The sequence below is a fragment of the Zoogloea sp. GDB6 genome (genome assembly GCF_056724105.1).
In genome coordinates this window covers 1,812,951-1,829,932 of record NZ_CM161497.1, presented here as the reverse complement: position 1 = coordinate 1,829,932, position 16,982 = coordinate 1,812,951, and the positions used below count along the sequence as shown (strand labels likewise).

Below are 16,982 nucleotides of genomic sequence, written 5' to 3'. Positions count from 1 at the left end.
CCGGATTCGTTCAGATCCGGATCTCGTCAATCTTGTGGCCCGCCAGCGCGCCACGGATGCTCTTGTCCATGCGGCGCGAGGCGAACTCGTTGGAAGCGCGGTTGAAGGCCTCCAGCTGGATCTTGATGGCGCGTGCGTCCTGGCCTTCCGCGGAGCTGCGCAAAGCCGCAATGGCTGCATCCAGCTCCGCCCTCTCGTCATCGTTGAGCAATTCGCCATCGGCCTGAAGCGCCTTCTCCGTCGCCTCGATCACGCGCTCGGCTTCGACCTGCTGCTCCTTCAGCGCACGCACTTCCATGTCGTTCTGTGCATGCTCGAAACCGGCCTTCAGCATCTCGGCGATCTCGTCGTCGGCGAGGCCGTAGGACGGCTTCACCTCGACGCGCGCCTCGACACCGGTGGTCTGTTCCCGCGCGGAGACGGACAACAGGCCGTCCGCGTCCACCTGGAAAGTCACGCGGATGCGCGCCGCACCTGCCACCATCGCCGGAATGCCGCGCAGCTCGAAGCGGGCCAGCGAGCGGCAATCGGACACCAGCTCGCGCTCGCCCTGCACCACGTGGAAGGCCATCGCACTCTGGCCGTCCTTGAAGGTTGTGAAGTCCTGCGCACGTGCGGTGGGAATCGTCGAATTACGCGGAATGATCTTCTCGACCAGCCCACCCATCGTCTCGATGCCGAGGGACAAGGGGATCACGTCGAGCAGCAGCCATTCGTCTTCCGTCGCCCGGTTGCCGGCCAGCACATTGGCCTGCATTGCGGCGCCGACAGCGACGACGGTATCCGGATCGAGGTTGGTCAGCGGGGTCTGGCCGAAGAGCTCGCCGACCGCCCGTTGCACGTGGGGCATGCGCGTCGCACCGCCGACCATCACCACGCCCTTCACGTCCTCCGGCGACAGGTTGGCGTCCCGCAGGGCTTTCTTGACCGGCTTGAGGGTCTTGCTGACCAGATTGGCAGTGATCTCGGCGAAGACCTGGCGCTCGATGACCAGATCGACTTCGTCGCCGTTCTCGAGCGCCGTGCGGATCGGCACGGACTCGTCGAGAGTCAGGCGCTCCTTGACCTCCCGCGCCTTCATCAACAGGCGGCGGGAGTCCCGGTCGGACGGCAGAGAGATGCCGGCATTGTCGAGAATCCAGCAGAACAGGCGGTGATCGAAGTCGTCGCCGCCCAGGGCTGCATCGCCGCTGGTCGCCACCACCTCAAAGACCCCGCGCGACAGGCGCAAGATGGAAATATCAAAGGTGCCGCCGCCGAGGTCATAGACCGCGTAGATGCCTTCGGACGCGTTCTCGAGACCGTAGGCGATCGCCGCCGCGGTCGGCTCGTTGAGCAGGCGCAGCACGTTGAGGCCGGCCACCCGCGCCGCGTCCTTGGTCGCCTGGCGCTGGGCATCGTCGAAATAGGCCGGCACCGTGATCACCGCGCCGGTCAGATCCCCGCCGAGGCTGTGCTCGGCGCGCTGGCGCAGGTTCTTCAGGATCTCGGCGGACACCTCGACCGGGCTCTTCACGCCCTGGACGGTGCGCAGGCGCACCATGCCCTCCGCGTCCACGAAGTCGTAGGGCATCGTCTCCACGTGAGCGACGTCCTTCAGACCGCGGCCCATGAAGCGTTTCACGGACACGATGGTGTTGCGCGGGTCGATCGCCTGGGCGGTCTGGGCCGAGCGGCCGATGTCCACCGTCCCATCCGGCAGGTAACGCACGACGGACGGCAGCAGCATCTTGCCGTTCTCGTCCTGCAGGCATTGGGGCACGCCATTGCGTACGGTAGCCACCAGCGAATTGGTCGTGCCCAGATCGATGCCCACCGCCAGCCGATGCTGGTGGGGGGCGGTGGACATGCCCGGTTCGGAAATTTGCAGCAAAGCCATCAGGATTCCAGCGCCGTCAAGGCGTCATTGATTTCGTGTTGCAGCTTCTCGAGGAACTTGAGGCGGCGCACCGTATCGGCCGCGGCCTCCAGATCGCCGGCGGTGTCGAACTCCGCTTCGAGCTGCTCGACCAGCCCCTTCGTGTCACGCCGGATGCGCCGGGCAAGATCGTCCAGCACATCCTCGTCGGCCGCTTCGCGGGCTTCTTCCAGCGCCTCTCGCCACTCCATCTGCTCCATCAGGAACTCGGCGGACATGGCGGTATTGGTCTCGAAGGCCGGATCGACACCCTTCAACTCAAGCAGGTACTGGCCGCGGGCAAGCGGGCTCTTGAGGGTCCGGAAGGCCTCGTTGGCACGCGTCGCCCACTGCATGGACAGGCGCTTTTCGGCGTCCGACAGATGGGCGAAACGATCCGGATGCACCCGGCCCTGCATCTCGAGGTAAGCCTGCTCGAGACGATCCAGGTCCACGGCAAAGCGCGGCTCAAGGCCGAACAGCTCGAAGAAATCCTGCTTCATGTCGAGCATGTCAGCCCTCCCCCGCGCCTGGCAAGCAAAACGTTCCGTGAAACGGCGTCATCCTAGACCGAGAAGCTCTCGCCGCAGCCGCACTCACCCTTGACGTTCGGGTTGTTGAACTTGAAACCTTCGTTCAAGCCCTCCCGCACGAAGTCGAGCTCGGTGCCGTCCATGTAGGGCAGGCTCTTCGGATCGATCAGCACCTTCAGGCCGTGGCTTTCGAAGACGACATCTTCCGGCAGCACCTCATCGGCGAATTCCAGCTTGTAGGCCATTCCGGAACACCCCGACGTGCGCACCCCCAGACGAATGCCGACGCCCTTGCCGCGCTTGGCGATGAAGTTGCCGATGTGATTTGCAGCCTTGTCGGAGAGGGTTACTGCCATGATCGCGTTTCCTTTCAGCCGTTGTGCTTCTTCTTGTAATCCTCGACCGCCGCCTTGATGGCGTCCTCAGCCAGGATCGAGCAGTGGATCTTCACCGGCGGCAGGGCCAGTTCCTCGGCGATGGCGGTGTTCTTGATCTCCAGCGCCTGATCGAGGGTCTTGCCCTTCACCCATTCGGTGACGAGGGAACTGGAAGCAATAGCCGAGCCACAACCATAGGTCTTGAACTTGGCGTCTTCGATCACGCCGTCCTTGCCGACCTTGATCTGCAGTTTCATCACGTCGCCGCAGGCCGGCGCACCGACCATGCCGGTACCGACATCTTCGTCTTCCTTGCCGAACGCGCCGACGTTACGGGGGTTCTCGTAGTGATCCAGAACTTTTTCGCTGTATGCCATTTTCGCTCTCCTGTCAGTGCGCAGCCCACTGCACGGTGTCCAGATCGATGCCTTCCTTGAACATGTCCCACAGGGGCGACAGTTCGCGGAGCTTCCCGATCTTGTGCTGCAGCAGATCAATTGTGTAATCGATTTCCTCGACCGTCGTGAAGCGGCCGATGGTGAAACGGATGGAACTGTGGGCCAGTTCGTCGTTGCGGCCAAGGGCACGCAACACGTAGGACGGCTCCAGGCTGGCCGACGTGCAGGCCGAACCGCTGGACACGGCGATGTCCTTGATCGCCATGATCAGCGACTCACCTTCAACATAGGCGAAGCTGATGTTCAGGTTGTGCGGCACGCGGTGCGCCATATCGCCGTTCACGAAGGTCTCCTCGATGGCCGACAGGCCTTCCAGCAGACGGTCGCGCAGCGCGCCGATACGCTTGTTTTCTTCCGCCATTTCCAGGCGGGCCAGGCGGAAGGCTTCGCCCATACCGACGATCTGGTGCGTCGCCAGCGTGCCGGAGCGCAGGCCGCGCTCGTGGCCACCGCCGTGCATCTGGGCTTCCAGGCGCACGCGCGGCTTGCGGCGCACGTAGAGGGCGCCAACGCCCTTCGGGCCGTAGGTCTTGTGGGCGCTGAAGGACATCAGGTCCACCTTCAGCTTGGACAGGTCGATATCGACCTTGCCGGTGGCCTGGGCCGCATCCACGTGGAAGACGATGCCCTTGTCGCGGCAGATCTCGCCGATCTCGGCGATCGGCTGAACCACGCCGATTTCGTTATTAACGAACATCACCGACACGACAACGGTGTCCGGGCGGATCGCCGCCTTCAGGACATCCAGGTCGATCAGGCCGTTTTCCTGCACGTCGAGGTAAGTCGCCTCGAAGCCCTGACGCTCCAGTTCGCGCACGGTGTCGAGAACCGCCTTGTGCTCGGTCTTGACGGTGATGATGTGCTTGCCCTTGCCGGAGTAGAAGTGCGCGGCACCCTTGATCGCCAGGTTGTTGGACTCGGTGGCGCCGGAGGTCCAGATGATTTCCTTCGGATCGGCGTTCACCAGCGCAGCAACCTCCTCGCGGGCTTCCTCGACAGCCTTTTCAGCCGTCCAGCCGAAGGCATGGCTACGGGATGCCGGGTTGCCGAACAGCTCCGTGAGGTAGGGAATCATCTTCTCCGCCACGCGGGGATCCACCGGCGTCGTTGCCGAATAGTCGAGGTAGATCGGGAACTTGAGCATCTTCATCTTCTCCGTACTGCAAAAATTTAATCGTTCCAGTCACTTAGACCGCCATGGCGGCAAGCGTTCGGAGGTTTTCGAGGTTCTCGCGAAGCGCCCCCAGAAAACCATCCACATCCTGTTCCGTACTGCCGTCGCCGAGGCTGACGCGTACCGCCGAGCGGGCCAGCCCTGCCTCGACGCCCATCGCCAGCAGCGTGTGCGAAGGCTCGGGGTTGGCGCTGGAGCACGCGGAGCCGCTGGCCACCGCATACCCCGCCCGATCGAGCTTGCCGACCAGGGTCTCGCCATCCACCCCGGCCATGGCGAAAAAGCTGGTGTTCGCCAGGCGTTCGGCTTCCGCCGAAAAAATCGTCGTACCCAAGGCAACCAGACCACGCTCCAGGCGTTGCTGCAGCCTGCCAAGCCGTTCCATACGGTCACGGCGCAAGGCGACGGCGCGCTCACAGGCGGCGCCGAAGCCCACGATGGCCATCACGTTCTCGGTGCCGGAACGCAGATTCCGTTCCTGGCCGCCACCGGCGATCAGCGGGGCGAGCTCGACCCGCTTGTCGACGATCAGCGCGCCCGCGCCGATAGGCCCGTAGATCTTGTGCGCTGACAGCGTAAGGCCATGCACGCCGAGCGCCCGGAAATCCACGTCGATCTTGCCCAGTGCCTGCACCGCATCACAGTGCATCCAGCCGCCGCGGGCGCGGACTTGCGCCGCCAGCACCGGCACGTCCTGAATCACGCCGGTCTCGTTATTGGCCAGCATCACCGACACCAGCTTCGGTTTGTCGGCAAGCAGACGTTGGAAATCCGACATGTCGAGGCGCCCAGCCCCATCCACGGCGACCTCTTCGCAGCGCCAGCCCGCGCGCTGCAGTTGCCGCGCCGGCTCCCGCACGCAGGGATGCTCGATGGCGCTGATCGCCACCAGCCCCGGCTTGAGGTTGGCCGCCGCGCCCTTGATGAAGAGGTTGTTGGCCTCGGAGCCACCACTCGTGAAGAGCACCTCGGTCGGATGGGCATTGACCGCCGCCGCCACCTGGGCGCGGGCTTCGTCGATGGCCTTGCGTGCCGCGCGGCCGTATTCGTGGCGGCTAGACCCGTTGCCGAAACGCCCGCCAAACCACGGCAGCATTGCTTCCCTGACCAGCGGGTCGAGGGGCGTCGTCGCGTTGTGGTCCAGGTATGCGGGGGCGAACACGGGCCGTCCTTGTCGCTCAGGCGGTGAGTTGCAGCTTGTCGGCGGATTTGCCGGCCGCCGGCGTACGCTCGTCGTGGAGCACGGCCACCTGGGCACACTTCTGCCGCTGCTGCTCGACGAGGCTGGCCAGCGTCACCGAATGGAGGTACTCGTACATCCGGCGATTGAGGTTGGTCCACAGCTCGTGGGTCATGCAGCGCTGCTCGTCCTGGCAGTTTTCCTTGCCGCCACAGGAGGTTGCATCCAGCGGCTCATCCACCGCCGCGATGATGTCCGCCACGGTGATGGAGGCCATGTCCCGCGCCAGCGCGTAGCCACCACCGGGCCCGCGCACGCTGCTGACCAGTTCGAAACGGCGCAGCTTGCCGAACAGTTGCTCGAGATAGGAAAGGGAGATCTTTTGGCGATCGGCGATCCCGGCCAGCGTCACCGGGCCGTCCGCGCAACGCAGCGCGAGATCGATCATTGCCGTGACAGCAAAACGACCTTTGGTTGTGAGTCTCATATCGGCTCCCGGGGGCTGGTAAAAGAATAGTTGAATATTTCGGTCAACAATACCAAACCCGACAAATTCAATCAACTATTTTCCCACCCGCACCAGGCAGTCAGTCGACCATTTTCCCCAGGCCCTTCGGATCGAAGGCGTCCTCCGCCCTGGCCGTGCCTTCCACGCAGATTCCCGCGTCGACGAGCTTCTCCACCAGCACACGGATACGCCGGTCCGTCTCGACCGCATGATCGAGCAGGCCGTGCAGCGCCTTGGAAACCGGGTCATCCAGATCCTTCGTCACGCCATAGGCAGTAAAGCCGATCTGCTCGGCCTTGGCCTCGCGCTCCCGATTGGACTTGTCATCGGCCGCGACAATGCGTGCCGGATTGCCGACCGCAGTTGCGCCGGCCGGCACCGGTTTGACGACCACCGCATTGGAACCCACCTTGGCCCCGTCACCAACCTCGAAGCCGCCCAGAACCTTGGCTCCGGCACCGATGACGACACCACGACCGAGCGTCGGATGCCGCTTTGTACCGCGATAAAGCGAGGTTCCACCCAGGGTGACCCCCTGGTAGATCGTACAGCCGTCCCCTATCACGGCGGTCTCGCCGATGACGACGCCCATACCGTGGTCGATGAAGACCCGGCGACCGATGGTGGCCCCCGGATGGATCTCCACACCGGTCAGCATCCGGGCCACGTGGCTCGTAAAGCGGCCAACCCAGTAAAAACCACGCTGCCACGCCGCGTGGGCAAAACGATGCAGCCACAAGGCGTGCATGCCGGGATAGCAGGTCAGCACTTCCCACTTGGAGCGTGCGGCTGGATCGTGTTCGAGAACATTGGCCAGATCTTCACGCAGACGACGGAACATGAAAGGGAACCCCCTGGACTGAAGTGCACTGAAGCCGGCCCACCTGCAGGCCGAAAACCCGCGGCAGGCCCTGTTTATTTCCGACTATTTTAGTCTACTTCTTTTCGAAGGCGCTCAACATTCCGCGCAGAATGTTGACCTCGTCCTTTTCGAGACGAATCCGCCCGTACAGGCGGCGCAGGCGCGGCCACAAACGCTTCGAGCTTTCCGGGTTGAAGAAGCCGCTCGCGGTGATCGCCCGATCCAGATGAGCATAAAAGCCCTCGATCTGCTCATGGGTTGCCGGTTCGAACTCGGTTGCCGGCGCCCGCCCCGGGTCGATCGCCGCCATTCGCAGCTCGTAGCACAGCAACTGCACGGCTGCACCCAGATTAAGAGAGGAATAGGCTTCACTGACCGGGACCTTCACCGGCATGTGGCACAAGGCGACGTCCTCGTTGGACAGCCCCTTGGTCTCGTTGCCGAAGACCAGCGCCACGTCACCACTACCTGCCAGCTGGATCACGTCCGCCGCAGCCTCCCGCGCCCACTTCATCGGCACGGCAAGCTCACGCCGGCGCGCGGTGAGCGCCGCCGCGAAGACTGTGCCTTCCAGTGCCTCCGCCAGCGTCTCCACGACACGGGCGGATTCGAGGATGTCGTCGGCCCCCGCCGCACGGGCAGTGGCAACCGGATCCGGAAAAGACTGGGGACTGACCAGCACCAGCTGCGACAGACCCATGGTTTTCATGGCCCGGGCGGCGGCACCGATATTGCCGGGGTGACTGGTGCGGGTGAGGACAACACGCACGCGCTCAAGCGCGCCATCGTTGTTCATATTAAAATAAGCGGTTTTCCGAATTAGAGTCGACCGGTGGGCATCCGATGCCCGTACCGGCAAAGCTCGCCAGACACCATGCATCCCACACTGAACATTGCCATCAAGGCCGCGCGCCGCGCAGCCACCGTCATCAACCGGGCGTCCCTCGATGTGGACCTGCTCCGTGTCGAGGTCAAGAGCCCCAACGATTTTGTGACGGAAGTGGATCGCGCCGCAGAAGAAGCCATCATCCAGGTTCTCCGCGAGGCCTATCCGAGCCACAGCATTCTAGCAGAAGAGTCCGGCGAGACCGGCCCGGAGGCGGAAACCGAATACCAGTGGATCATCGACCCCCTCGATGGCACCACCAACTTCATCCACGGCTTCCCCCAGTACGCGATCTCCATCGCGCTGGCCCGCAAGGGTGTCGTCGAACAGGCGGTCGTCTTCGACCCCAACCGCAATGAGCTGTTCACCGCCTCCAAGGGCGCCGGCGCCTTCCTGAACGACCGCCGCATCCGCGTCTCCAAGCGAGTCAAGCTACAGGACGCGCTGCTCGGCACCGGCTTCCCCTATCGCCAGTTCACGCACGCCGACACCTACCTGGCGATCTTCAAGGAACTCACGCAGAAGACCGCCGGCCTGCGCCGCCCAGGCGCCGCGGCTCTTGACCTGGCTTACGTCGCCGCCGGCCGCCTCGACGGCTTCTGGGAATTCGGCCTGTCGCCGTGGGACACGGCCGCCGGCAGCCTGCTCATCAGCGAGGCGGGCGGCCTGATCAGCGATCTGTCCGGTGAAGCCGACTACCTCAACACCGGCAACGTAGTCGCCGGCACACCGAAGATCTTCCCGGCCCTGCTGCAGATCATCCAGGGCCACTGCGGCGACAAGCTCAGCGCCTGAAACCCCTTGATGAAGCTGGCGCCCCTTCTCCGCACGCTATGCCTGGGCATGCTGCTGGCGTACAGCCCGGCATGGGCCGCCAGCAAGATCCTGGTGTGGGGCGACAGTCTTTCCGCAGGTTACGGCCTGCGGCCGCAGGAAGCCTGGCCGGTGCTGCTCGGGCAGAAGATCGGCACGGCCAAGCTGCCTTACGAAGTAGTAAATGGCAGCATCAGCGGCGAAACCACTGCAGGCGGCCTCAGCCGTCTGCCGGCGGCCCTGCAGGCCCACAAGCCCGCCATCGTGATCATCGAGCTCGGAGCCAACGACGGGCTGCGCGGCCTGCCAGTGAAGGCCATGAGCACCAACCTGCAGGGCATGATCGACGCCAGCCGCCAGGCTGGCGCCAAGATCCTGCTGATCGGCATGCGCATGCCGCCCAATTACGGGCCGAGCTACACCAGCGCCTTTGAAGGAACCTATCGGGACCTGGCCAAGACCAACCGGACCCGCCTCGTTCCTTTCCTGATGCAGGGCTTTGCCGACCGCCCGGACCACTTCCAGCAGGACGGCATCCATCCAATTGCCGCCGCCCAGCCGCTGATCGTCGACACAGTCTGGCAGGAACTCCGCCCCCTCCTCCGCTAAGGCGTCAACGCCGCCACCGGCAAGCGTAGCGAAGGCGCATGCCCCTTCACTGCGCAGATCCGCTGAATGACAGCCGGCTTCGGCTCGCTCACCTCCCCCTGCTCGTATGCGAGAACAGTGCACGAACCCGAAACGCGCTCGAAGAGTTCATGGGAGCGCAGCAGGAAATCAGGATTGCTTGGCTTGCCGAAGCGCTCATTGCCGACCATGAAGGTCTCGTAGATCAGCACCCCGCCATGGGCGAGCGCGGTCAGCAACAAGGGCAGGCGCGGCCGAAAGAGATAATTGGTGACCACAATCGCATCAAACTGGCGCCCCTCGTACGGCCAAGGCCCCTCCTCCAGATCGACACCCCGCGTGACGACATGAGGCACCGCCGCCAGCAACTCCAGGGCCACCGCATCCCGATCCACCGCCTCGACCCGGAATCCCCGCCCTGCCAGCCAGCGCGCGTGACGGCCGCTGCCACAGGCAAGATCGAGAACCTCTCCCCCCGAAGCAATCAAAGGTGCAAAACGCGTCACCCACGGTGACGGCGTCAATACAGACATCTGATGACGCATCATTTTCCAGACTCCAAGCCGACACGCGATCTGCGGCCCGCACTCACCAAGCAGTTATCAAGCACTCAGGACAGCGCACTCCCGCCAACGCCAACCTCCTGCACCCGATTCTAAGCCGCCGGTCGCCCTTGTCCGCAAGGCCCCGCAATTTGCGCTACCCAAAATGAAGAGGGGCGCTTTCGCGCCCCTCTTCCCCTCACAAGTCAGTCCGCGTTATTACTGCGGAGCCTGCTCGTTCAGGAGTGCCTTCATGGACAGGCGCACGCGGCCCTTTTCGTCGGTCTCGAGCACCTTCACGCGGACGACCTGACCTTCCTTGAGGTAGTCGGACACGGCATTGACGCGCTCGTTGGCGATCTGGGAAACGTGCAGCAAACCATCACGGCCCGGCAGGATGTTGATGATCGCGCCGAAATCGAGGATACGGACCACCGGACCTTCGTAGACCTTGCCCACTTCGACTTCGGCAGTGATCTCTTCGATGCGCTTCTTGGCCTCCTGAGCGCCTTCGGCACTGACGGAGGAGATCGTCACATTGCCATCGTCGGTGATCTCGATGATGGTGCCGGTCTCTTCCTGCAGGCCACGAATCACCGCACCGCCCTTGCCGATCACGTCACGGATCTTCTCGGGGTTGATCTTCAGCGTGATCATGCGCGGCGCGAAGGTGGACACCTCGTCACGGGCTTCGCCCAGCGAGGTCTTCATCAGGCCGAGGATGTGCATGCGGCCTTCCTTGGCCTGGGCCAGCGCGACCTGCATGATTTCCTTGGTGATGCCGAGGATCTTGATGTCCATCTGCAGCGCGGTCACGCCCTTCTCGGTACCAGCAACCTTGAAGTCCATGTCGCCGAGGTGATCTTCGTCACCCAGGATGTCGGTGAGCACGGCGAAACGGCCACCGTCCTTGATCAGACCCATGGCGATGCCGGCCACCGGCGCGGTCAGCGGCACACCTGCGTCCATCATGGCCAGGGAGCCACCGCAGACGGACGCCATGGAGCTGGAGCCGTTGGATTCGGTGATTTCGGACACCACGCGAACGGTGTAGCTGAACTCTTCCTTGCCCGGCAGCACCGCAGCGAGAGCACGCTTGGCCAGACGGCCGTGGCCGATCTCGCGACGCTTCGGGGAGCCGAAACGACCGCACTCACCGGTGGAGAACGGCGGGAAGTTGTAGTGCAGCATGAAGCGCTCGCGGTACTCGCCAGCCACAGCATCGATGATCTGCTCGTCGCGACCAGTGCCGAGGGTGGTGACCACCAGCGCCTGGGTTTCGCCACGGGTGAACAGCGCGGAGCCGTGGGTACGCGGCAGCACGCCGACGCGGATGTCGATCGGACGCACGGTACGGGTGTCGCGACCGTCGATACGCGGCTCGCCGCTGAGGATACGGCCACGGACGACCTTGGCTTCCAGGTCGAAGATGATGTTGTTGACGGTGTTCGCGTCGAACTCCACGCCTTCGGCGGTCAGCGCGGCGTGCACTTCGGTACCGATGGCGGACAGCTGCGCCGAACGAGCCTGCTTCGCGGTGATGCGGAAGGCTTCCTCGATCTTGGCACCGGCGATCTCGGTCACACGGGCGATCAGCGCCTCGTTCTTGGCGGGCGCCTGCCAGTCCCATTCGGGCTTGCCAGCCACATCGACCAGTTCGTTGATCGCGTTGATGGCAGCCTGCATCTGGGTATGGCCGAACACCACGCCACCCAGCATCACGTCTTCCGGCAGCTCCAGGGCTTCGGATTCAACCATCAGCACGGCGCTTTCAGTACCGGCAACCACCAGATTCATCTGGCTGGTTTCCAGCTGGGAAGCGGTCGGATTGAGAATGTACTCGCCGTTCAGGTAGCCGACGCGACAGGCGCCGATCGGGCCCGCGAACGGGATGCCGGCGATCGCCAGCGCCGCGGAGGCGGCGATCATCGCCGGGATGTCCGCATCCACTTCGGGGTTCAGGGACACGACCTGAGCGATGACCTGCACTTCGTTGTAGAAGCCATCCGGGAAGAGCGGACGGATCGGACGGTCGATCAGACGGGAGGTCAGCGTCTCCTTCTCGGTCGGACGGCCTTCACGCTTGAAGAAGCCACCGGGGATGCGGCCCGCGGAATAGAACTTCTCGACGTAGTCGACGGTAAGGGGGAAGAAATCCTGGCCCGGCTTAGCGTTCTTGGCAGCCACTACGGTCGCCAGCACGACGGTGTCGTCCATATTGACGAGAACCGCGCCGTGGGCCTGACGGGCGATCTCGCCGGTCTCCAGGGTCACGGTATGGGAGCCGTAGGTGAAACTCTTCTTGATTGCGGTAGGCAAAGGAGGTCCTTTCATTCAATCGGCAGGCGGCAAACCACAACCGCACAGATAGCCGAGGTCAAGCGCCGTTCTCTCTGGCGCACAGATGTGACAAAGCCGGCGAAGCCACTCGGACTTACACCGGCTGTGCCCATGATCAAACCCGCGCAAAATGCGCAAGGAATGTCACGTTCAGTAACGAAGCTACGTCTATCCGCTTACTTGCGCAGACCAAGGCGGGCGATCAGCTCACGATAGCTGTCGACGTTCTTGCGCTTCAGGTAGTCGAGGAGCTTGCGACGCTGGCTCACCATCATCAGCAGGCCGCGACGGGAATGGTGGTCCTTGACGTTAACCTTGAAGTGGCCGGTCAGATCGTTGATGCGGGCGGTAAGCAGAGCGACTTGCACTTCCGGAGAACCGGTGTCGCCCTTGGCGCGTGCGTAGTCGCCAACGATTTGCGCTTTTTGTTCAGTGGAGATTGCCATTGTTTAACTCGGTTAGTTTTAGCCTTGCGAAGCGCGCGATTATATCGAACGCCAGCGGGATTACTCAAGAAATTTCATTGGGTGCCTGTTGACATCAGACGGGTTGGCACCAACACACCGCCTTCGGTGAGCGTTCCCACACCGAGAAAACGCTCGTCGTGATAAACACGCAACAACACACCTGCCATGCCCTCTTCCACCGTGACCGACTGGCCGTGGGTGAAGCTGCGCATGCGGACCTCATCCAGGAGCTGGACCCCCATGTGCGACAACAGCGCATCGACCGGCGCTAGACGGGCATCCCGCTCTTCCAGCGAGAGCGCCTCGAAGTCGGCCAGCGGCGTCGTCACATCCAGCGCAAAGGGGCCGATATGCGTGCGGCGCAACGCCGTCAAATGCGCGCCACAGCCCAGCAAGGCACCCAGATCGGAAGCCAGCGTGCGCACATAGGTTCCCTTGCTGCACGCCACCCGGATGCGCAGGCTATCGCCATCACGCCCCAGGCACTCGAAGCGATGGATCGTCACCCGGCGGGGTTCGCGCGGGATCTCGATGCCGGCCCGCGCATACTCGTACAAGGCCTTGCCATGGTGCTTGAGCGCCGAATACATCGGCGGCACCTGCTCGATCTCACCCCGCAGGCGCGCCATCGCCGCTTCGACCTCGGCATCGGACGCACGAACCTCCGCGCGGGCGAGCACCTCACCCTCCGCGTCGGCCGTCGTGGTGGTGACGCCGAGCAACACCGTCGCATCGTAGCCCTTGTCGGCGTCGAGCAGGGTCTGGGAAAACTTGGTCGCTTCGCCGAAGGTCAGCGGCAACAAGCCACTTGCCATCGGATCAAGCGTGCCCGTATGGCCGGCCTTGGCCGCGTTCAACAGACGTCGGGCCTTCTGCAGCGCATGGTTGGACGTCAAGCCTACTGGCTTGTCGAGAAACAATACGCCGTCGACGACACGCCGCTGGATGCGGCGCTGGGGAGCTTTAGTCAAACAGGAAATTCCAGAAAAAGCGGCAGCGCGGTGAGCGCTGCCGGCTGTATCAGGCCGCAGTGTCGGGCTTGCTGTCCTCTTCCGGCTCGTCACCTTCATCGGCGGCGAACTGGCGATCGGTCTCGACAGCCTTGTCGATCAAGGCCGAAATCCGGTTGCCGGTTTCGACGGAAGGATCGTAATGGAAGTGCAGCTCGGGCAGCGTATGGATACGCACCCGGCGCCCCAGCTCGCGACGCAGGAAGCTGCTGGCACGACGCAGCCCCTTCAGGATTTCTTCGAGCCCTTCCTGCCCCTTCATCGAGGTGAAGAACACCTTGGCGTGGGCATAGTCAGGGGTGATCTCCACGTCGGTCAGCGTAATGAAACCGACGCGGGGATCCTTCACTTCCAGGCGGATCAGCTCGGCCAGTTCGCGGCGGATCTGCTCCGCCACGCGCTGACCACGGGAAAACTCCTTCGGCATGGCTTACAGCGTCCGGGCGATTTCCTGGATCTCGAAGATCTCGAGCTGGTCGCCTTCCTGAAGATCGTTGAAATTGCGAACCTGCAGGCCGCACTCGTAGCCAAACTTGACTTCCTTGACGTCGTCCTTGAAGCGCTTGAGCGACTCAAGTTCGCCGCTGTGGATGACCACGTGGTTGCGCAGCACACGAACCAGTGAGTTGCGCTTGACCAGGCCTTCCAGCACGTAACAACCGGCGATGGTGCCGACCTTGGAGATCGTGAAGACCTGACGGACTTCGACCATACCCAGGACCTGCTCGCGCTTTTCGGGCGCCAGCATGCCGGACAGCGCGCTCTTCACCTCATCAACGGCGTCGTAGATGATGTTGTAGTAGCGCAGATCAACACCGAAAGTCTCGGCCAGCTTGCGGGCGTTGGCATCGGCACGGATGTTGAAGCCGATGATGACCGCGCCGGAAGCCTGAGCCAGGTTGACGTCGGATTCGCTGATCGCGCCGACACCACCGTGGATGACCTGCACGCGAACCTCGTCGGTGGACAGCTTGACCAGCGAGTGGGCCAGCGCCTCCTGGGAGCCCTGCACGTCGGCCTTGATGATCAACGGCAGGGTCTTCACCTCGCCCTCGCCCATCTGCTCGAACATGCTCTCCAGCTTGGCGGCCTGCTGCTTGGCCAGCTTCACATCGCGGAACTTGCCTTGGCGGAACAGGGCGATTTCACGCGCCTTGCGCTCGTCGGCCAGCGCCACGACCTCGTCACCTGCGCCCGGAACCTCGGACAAGCCAAGAATCTCGACCGGGATGGACGGGCCGGCTTCTTCGATGGGCTTGCCGTTTTCATCGAGCATGGCACGGACGCGACCGAAGGTAGCGCCAGCCAGCAGAACATCACCACGACGCAGGGTGCCGGACTGGACCAACAGCGTGGCCACCGGGCCGCGGCCCTTGTCGAGGCGGGCTTCGATGATCAGGCCCTTGGCCATGGACTCCTGCGGAGCCGTCAGCTCGAGCACTTCGGCCTGCAGCAGGATGGCTTCAAGCAGGTCGTCGATACCCTGGCCGGTCTTGGCCGAGACTTCGACGAACATGGTGTCGCCGCCGTAGGCTTCCGGCACCACGCCTTCCGCAATCAGCTCCTGGCGCACGCGCTCGGGGTTGGCGCCCGGCTTGTCGATCTTGTTGACCGCCACGATCAGCGGCACTTCCGCCGCCTTCGCGTGGTGGATGGCTTCCTTGGTCTGCGGCATCACGCCGTCGTCCGCCGCCACCACCAGCACCACCAAGTCAGTGGCCTTGGCACCACGAGCACGCATTGCCGTAAAGGCCTCGTGACCCGGGGTATCCAGGAAGGTCACCATGCCACGCTCGGTTTCCACGTGGTAGGCGCCGATGTGCTGGGTAATGCCGCCAGCTTCGCCAGCAGCCACCTTGGCACGACGAATGTAGTCGAGCAGCGACGTCTTGCCGTGGTCGACGTGGCCCATCACGGTCACCACCGGAGCGCGCGGCTCCAGCGCGAAGTCCTTGTGCTCGGCGTTTTCCTCGAGGAAGGCGTCCGGATCGTCCAGCTTGGCCGCCATCGCCTTGTGGCCCATTTCCTCGACGATGATCATCGCCGTGTCCTGATCCAGCACCTGATTGATGGTGACCATGGTGCCCATCTTCATCAGGGCCTTGATGACCTCGGTGGCCTTGATCGCCATCTTGTGGGCGAGGTCCGCAACGGAGATCGTCTCCGGCACATGCACTTCGCGCACAATGGGTTCGGTCGGGGCAACGAAGCTCTGGGTATCCTGCTGACGGCCACCATTGCGACCGCCACTACGGCCGCCACCACGCCAGCCACCAGCACCACCCGTGGTATCGCCACGGGTCTTGATGCCTGCGCCACGACGCTTGGAGTCGCCTGCAGCCTCCTTGGCGACCACTTTCTTGCCGTCCTTGCTGCGCGGCGCACCCTTGTCGTCCGCCTTGGCGGGCTTGTGCAGCGTGCCGGACTTGGTTGCGGCTTCACCTTCAGCCTTGGCCTTTTCGGCTGCTGCCTGACGCTGCTTCTCTTCTTCGGCCCGCTGCAGCATCGCAGCGCGAGCGCGCGCTTCGCGCTCCTGCTTTTCCTTCAGATCGGCCGCCTGACGGGCTGCCAGTTCAGCGCTACGCTGCGCTTCGCGCTCGCGGGACGCCTTCTCTTCGGCAGACAGGATCGAGCCGACCACGACACGGCGCACCGGACGCTGCTGCGGCGGCGGCGTAACCTCCTTCGCAGGCGCAGCAGCAACAGGCTCAGGGGCGGCCGGTTCGGGCGTCGGCACGACGGCCTCGACCACGGGAGCGGGCGCCACCACCTCGACGACGGGCTCGGGCACGGGGACCGGCTCGGGTTCAGGTTCAGGTTCAGGTTCCGGAGCCACCTCAACGACAGGCTCGGGTTCCGGCTCAGGAGCAGGAGCCGCCACGACCTCTACCTCCACCGATGCCGGCTCCGCCACCATCTCAAGCTCAGGGACGACAATATCCGCCTCCGCCGACTCTGCCATGGCTGCAGCCGCCGCAGTCTCAGGCACCAGTGTCTCGTCGCGCTTAACGAAGACGCGCTTCTTGCGTACTTCGACCTGCACGGTGCGCGCACGCCCCGTGGAGTCGGTCGCCTTGATCTCGCTGGTCTGCTTGCGGGTCAGGGTGATCTTCGCCTTGGACGCGGAGTCGCCGTGGGCCCGGCGGAGAAAGTCGAGAAGACGATTCTTGTCCTGCTCGGAGAGCAGATCGGTTTCCTTCGCCTTGTCTACGCCAGCCTTCTGCAACTGCTCGAGCAACACGGAGGCCGGCATCTTGAGTTCGCCGGCAAATTGTGTAACGGTTGTCTGTCCCATCTTGATGAACCTC

17 protein-coding genes are annotated in these 16,982 nt (G+C 63.7%); 2 read left to right on the top strand and 15 right to left on the bottom strand.

Annotation, left to right across the window (positions count from 1 at the left end; all coding sequences use genetic code 11):
- Positions 1–10 precede the first annotated feature (10 nt).
- The 9 genes from hscA to AC1PQG_RS08225 all read right to left on the bottom strand — a co-directional run bounded on the left by hscA (position 11) and on the right by AC1PQG_RS08225 (position 7,785).
- A complete protein-coding gene (hscA, locus tag AC1PQG_RS08265; protein ID WP_481122116.1) occupies positions 11–1,879 on the bottom strand; it encodes a Fe-S protein assembly chaperone HscA in 1,869 nt (622 codons plus the stop codon).
- Positions 1,879–2,409, bottom strand: a complete 531-nt coding sequence (gene hscB, locus AC1PQG_RS08260; RefSeq protein ID WP_481122115.1) for a Fe-S protein assembly co-chaperone HscB — start codon at positions 2,407–2,409, stop codon at positions 1,879–1,881. Before hscB ends, hscA begins: the two co-directional genes overlap by 1 nt.
- A gap of 53 nt (positions 2,410–2,462) precedes the next feature.
- Positions 2,463–2,786, bottom strand: a complete 324-nt coding sequence (iscA, locus tag AC1PQG_RS08255; protein WP_481122114.1) for an iron-sulfur cluster assembly protein IscA — start codon at positions 2,784–2,786, stop codon at positions 2,463–2,465.
- Positions 2,787–2,800: 14 nt separating this feature from the next.
- Positions 2,801–3,184 (bottom strand): Fe-S cluster assembly scaffold IscU, encoded by a 384-nt coding sequence (gene iscU / locus AC1PQG_RS08250; protein ID WP_079433533.1) that lies wholly within the window; start codon positions 3,182–3,184, stop codon positions 2,801–2,803.
- Between the two features lie 13 nt (positions 3,185–3,197).
- A complete protein-coding gene (locus AC1PQG_RS08245) occupies positions 3,198–4,409 on the bottom strand; it encodes an IscS subfamily cysteine desulfurase (RefSeq protein ID WP_481122983.1) in 1,212 nt (403 codons plus the stop codon).
- Between the two features lie 43 nt (positions 4,410–4,452).
- Positions 4,453–5,601, bottom strand: a complete 1,149-nt coding sequence (locus AC1PQG_RS08240) for a cysteine desulfurase family protein (RefSeq protein ID WP_481122113.1) — start codon at positions 5,599–5,601, stop codon at positions 4,453–4,455.
- Positions 5,602–5,617: 16 nt separating this feature from the next.
- The gene (gene iscR, locus AC1PQG_RS08235) at positions 5,618–6,106 is read right to left on the bottom strand and encodes a Fe-S cluster assembly transcriptional regulator IscR (RefSeq protein ID WP_481122112.1); all 489 of its coding nucleotides are present in this window, start codon (positions 6,104–6,106) and stop codon (positions 5,618–5,620) included.
- 100 nt (positions 6,107–6,206) lie between these two features.
- On the bottom strand, positions 6,207–6,968 hold the full coding sequence (gene cysE / locus AC1PQG_RS08230) for a serine O-acetyltransferase (RefSeq protein ID WP_481122111.1): 762 nt from the start codon (positions 6,966–6,968) through the stop codon (positions 6,207–6,209).
- Between the two features lie 94 nt (positions 6,969–7,062).
- Positions 7,063–7,785: an RNA methyltransferase gene (locus AC1PQG_RS08225; protein ID WP_481122110.1), complete on the bottom strand. Its 723-nt coding sequence runs from the start codon at positions 7,783–7,785 to the stop codon at positions 7,063–7,065.
- Positions 7,786–7,863: 78 nt separating this feature from the next.
- Between AC1PQG_RS08225 and AC1PQG_RS08220 the strand changes: the two genes are divergently transcribed.
- The gene (locus AC1PQG_RS08220) at positions 7,864–8,670 is read left to right on the top strand and encodes an inositol monophosphatase family protein (protein ID WP_079433539.1); all 807 of its coding nucleotides are present in this window, start codon (positions 7,864–7,866) and stop codon (positions 8,668–8,670) included.
- A 9-nt stretch (positions 8,671–8,679) separates the two neighbouring features.
- Complete coding sequence (locus AC1PQG_RS08215; RefSeq protein ID WP_481122109.1) at positions 8,680–9,297, top strand: arylesterase; 618 nt, start codon at positions 8,680–8,682, stop codon at positions 9,295–9,297.
- Here the strand turns inward: AC1PQG_RS08215 and AC1PQG_RS08210 are convergent.
- The 6 genes from AC1PQG_RS08210 to infB all read right to left on the bottom strand — a co-directional run bounded on the left by AC1PQG_RS08210 (position 9,294) and on the right by infB (position 16,969).
- Positions 9,294–9,863, bottom strand: a complete 570-nt coding sequence (locus AC1PQG_RS08210; RefSeq protein ID WP_481122108.1) for a class I SAM-dependent methyltransferase — start codon at positions 9,861–9,863, stop codon at positions 9,294–9,296. The two genes, AC1PQG_RS08215 and AC1PQG_RS08210, sit on opposite strands and share 4 nt — an antisense overlap.
- 213 nt (positions 9,864–10,076) lie before the next feature.
- Positions 10,077–12,176, bottom strand: coding sequence for a polyribonucleotide nucleotidyltransferase (pnp, locus tag AC1PQG_RS08205; RefSeq protein WP_481122107.1), 2,100 nt, complete (start codon positions 12,174–12,176; stop codon positions 10,077–10,079).
- Positions 12,177–12,373: 197 nt separating this feature from the next.
- On the bottom strand, positions 12,374–12,643 hold the full coding sequence (gene rpsO, locus AC1PQG_RS08200; protein ID WP_481114832.1) for a 30S ribosomal protein S15: 270 nt from the start codon (positions 12,641–12,643) through the stop codon (positions 12,374–12,376).
- A gap of 74 nt (positions 12,644–12,717) precedes the next feature.
- Positions 12,718–13,635 (bottom strand): tRNA pseudouridine(55) synthase TruB, encoded by a 918-nt coding sequence (gene truB, locus AC1PQG_RS08195; protein ID WP_481122106.1) that lies wholly within the window; start codon positions 13,633–13,635, stop codon positions 12,718–12,720.
- 49 nt (positions 13,636–13,684) lie between these two features.
- Positions 13,685–14,101, bottom strand: coding sequence for a 30S ribosome-binding factor RbfA (rbfA, locus tag AC1PQG_RS08190; RefSeq protein ID WP_481122105.1), 417 nt, complete (start codon positions 14,099–14,101; stop codon positions 13,685–13,687).
- 3 nt (positions 14,102–14,104) lie between these two features.
- Complete coding sequence (gene infB / locus AC1PQG_RS08185) at positions 14,105–16,969, bottom strand: translation initiation factor IF-2 (protein ID WP_481122104.1); 2,865 nt, start codon at positions 16,967–16,969, stop codon at positions 14,105–14,107.
- Positions 16,970–16,982: the final 13 nt, after the last annotated feature.

Coding starts and splice junctions, on each gene's coding strand:
- AC1PQG_RS08225 (WP_481122110.1), bottom strand. CDS start 7,785: ATGAACAACGATGGCGCGCTTGAGCGCGTGCGTGTTGTCCTCACCCGC.
- infB (WP_481122104.1), bottom strand. CDS start 16,969: ATGGGACAGACAACCGTTACACAATTTGCCGGCGAACTCAAGATGCCG.
- rbfA (WP_481122105.1), bottom strand. CDS start 14,101: ATGCCGAAGGAGTTTTCCCGTGGTCAGCGCGTGGCGGAGCAGATCCGC.
- iscR (WP_481122112.1), bottom strand. CDS start 6,106: ATGAGACTCACAACCAAAGGTCGTTTTGCTGTCACGGCAATGATCGAT.
- AC1PQG_RS08220 (WP_079433539.1), top strand. CDS start 7,864: ATGCATCCCACACTGAACATTGCCATCAAGGCCGCGCGCCGCGCAGCC.
- rpsO (WP_481114832.1), bottom strand. CDS start 12,643: ATGGCAATCTCCACTGAACAAAAAGCGCAAATCGTTGGCGACTACGCA.
- cysE (WP_481122111.1), bottom strand. CDS start 6,968: ATGTTCCGTCGTCTGCGTGAAGATCTGGCCAATGTTCTCGAACACGAT.
- AC1PQG_RS08245 (WP_481122983.1), bottom strand. CDS start 4,409: ATGCTCAAGTTCCCGATCTACCTCGACTATTCGGCAACGACGCCGGTG.
- iscA (WP_481122114.1), bottom strand. CDS start 2,786: ATGGCAGTAACCCTCTCCGACAAGGCTGCAAATCACATCGGCAACTTC.
- hscA (WP_481122116.1), bottom strand. CDS start 1,879: ATGGCTTTGCTGCAAATTTCCGAACCGGGCATGTCCACCGCCCCCCAC.
- AC1PQG_RS08210 (WP_481122108.1), bottom strand. CDS start 9,863: ATGATGCGTCATCAGATGTCTGTATTGACGCCGTCACCGTGGGTGACG.
- hscB (WP_481122115.1), bottom strand. CDS start 2,409: ATGCTCGACATGAAGCAGGATTTCTTCGAGCTGTTCGGCCTTGAGCCG.
- AC1PQG_RS08215 (WP_481122109.1), top strand. CDS start 8,680: ATGAAGCTGGCGCCCCTTCTCCGCACGCTATGCCTGGGCATGCTGCTG.
- iscU (WP_079433533.1), bottom strand. CDS start 3,184: ATGGCATACAGCGAAAAAGTTCTGGATCACTACGAGAACCCCCGTAAC.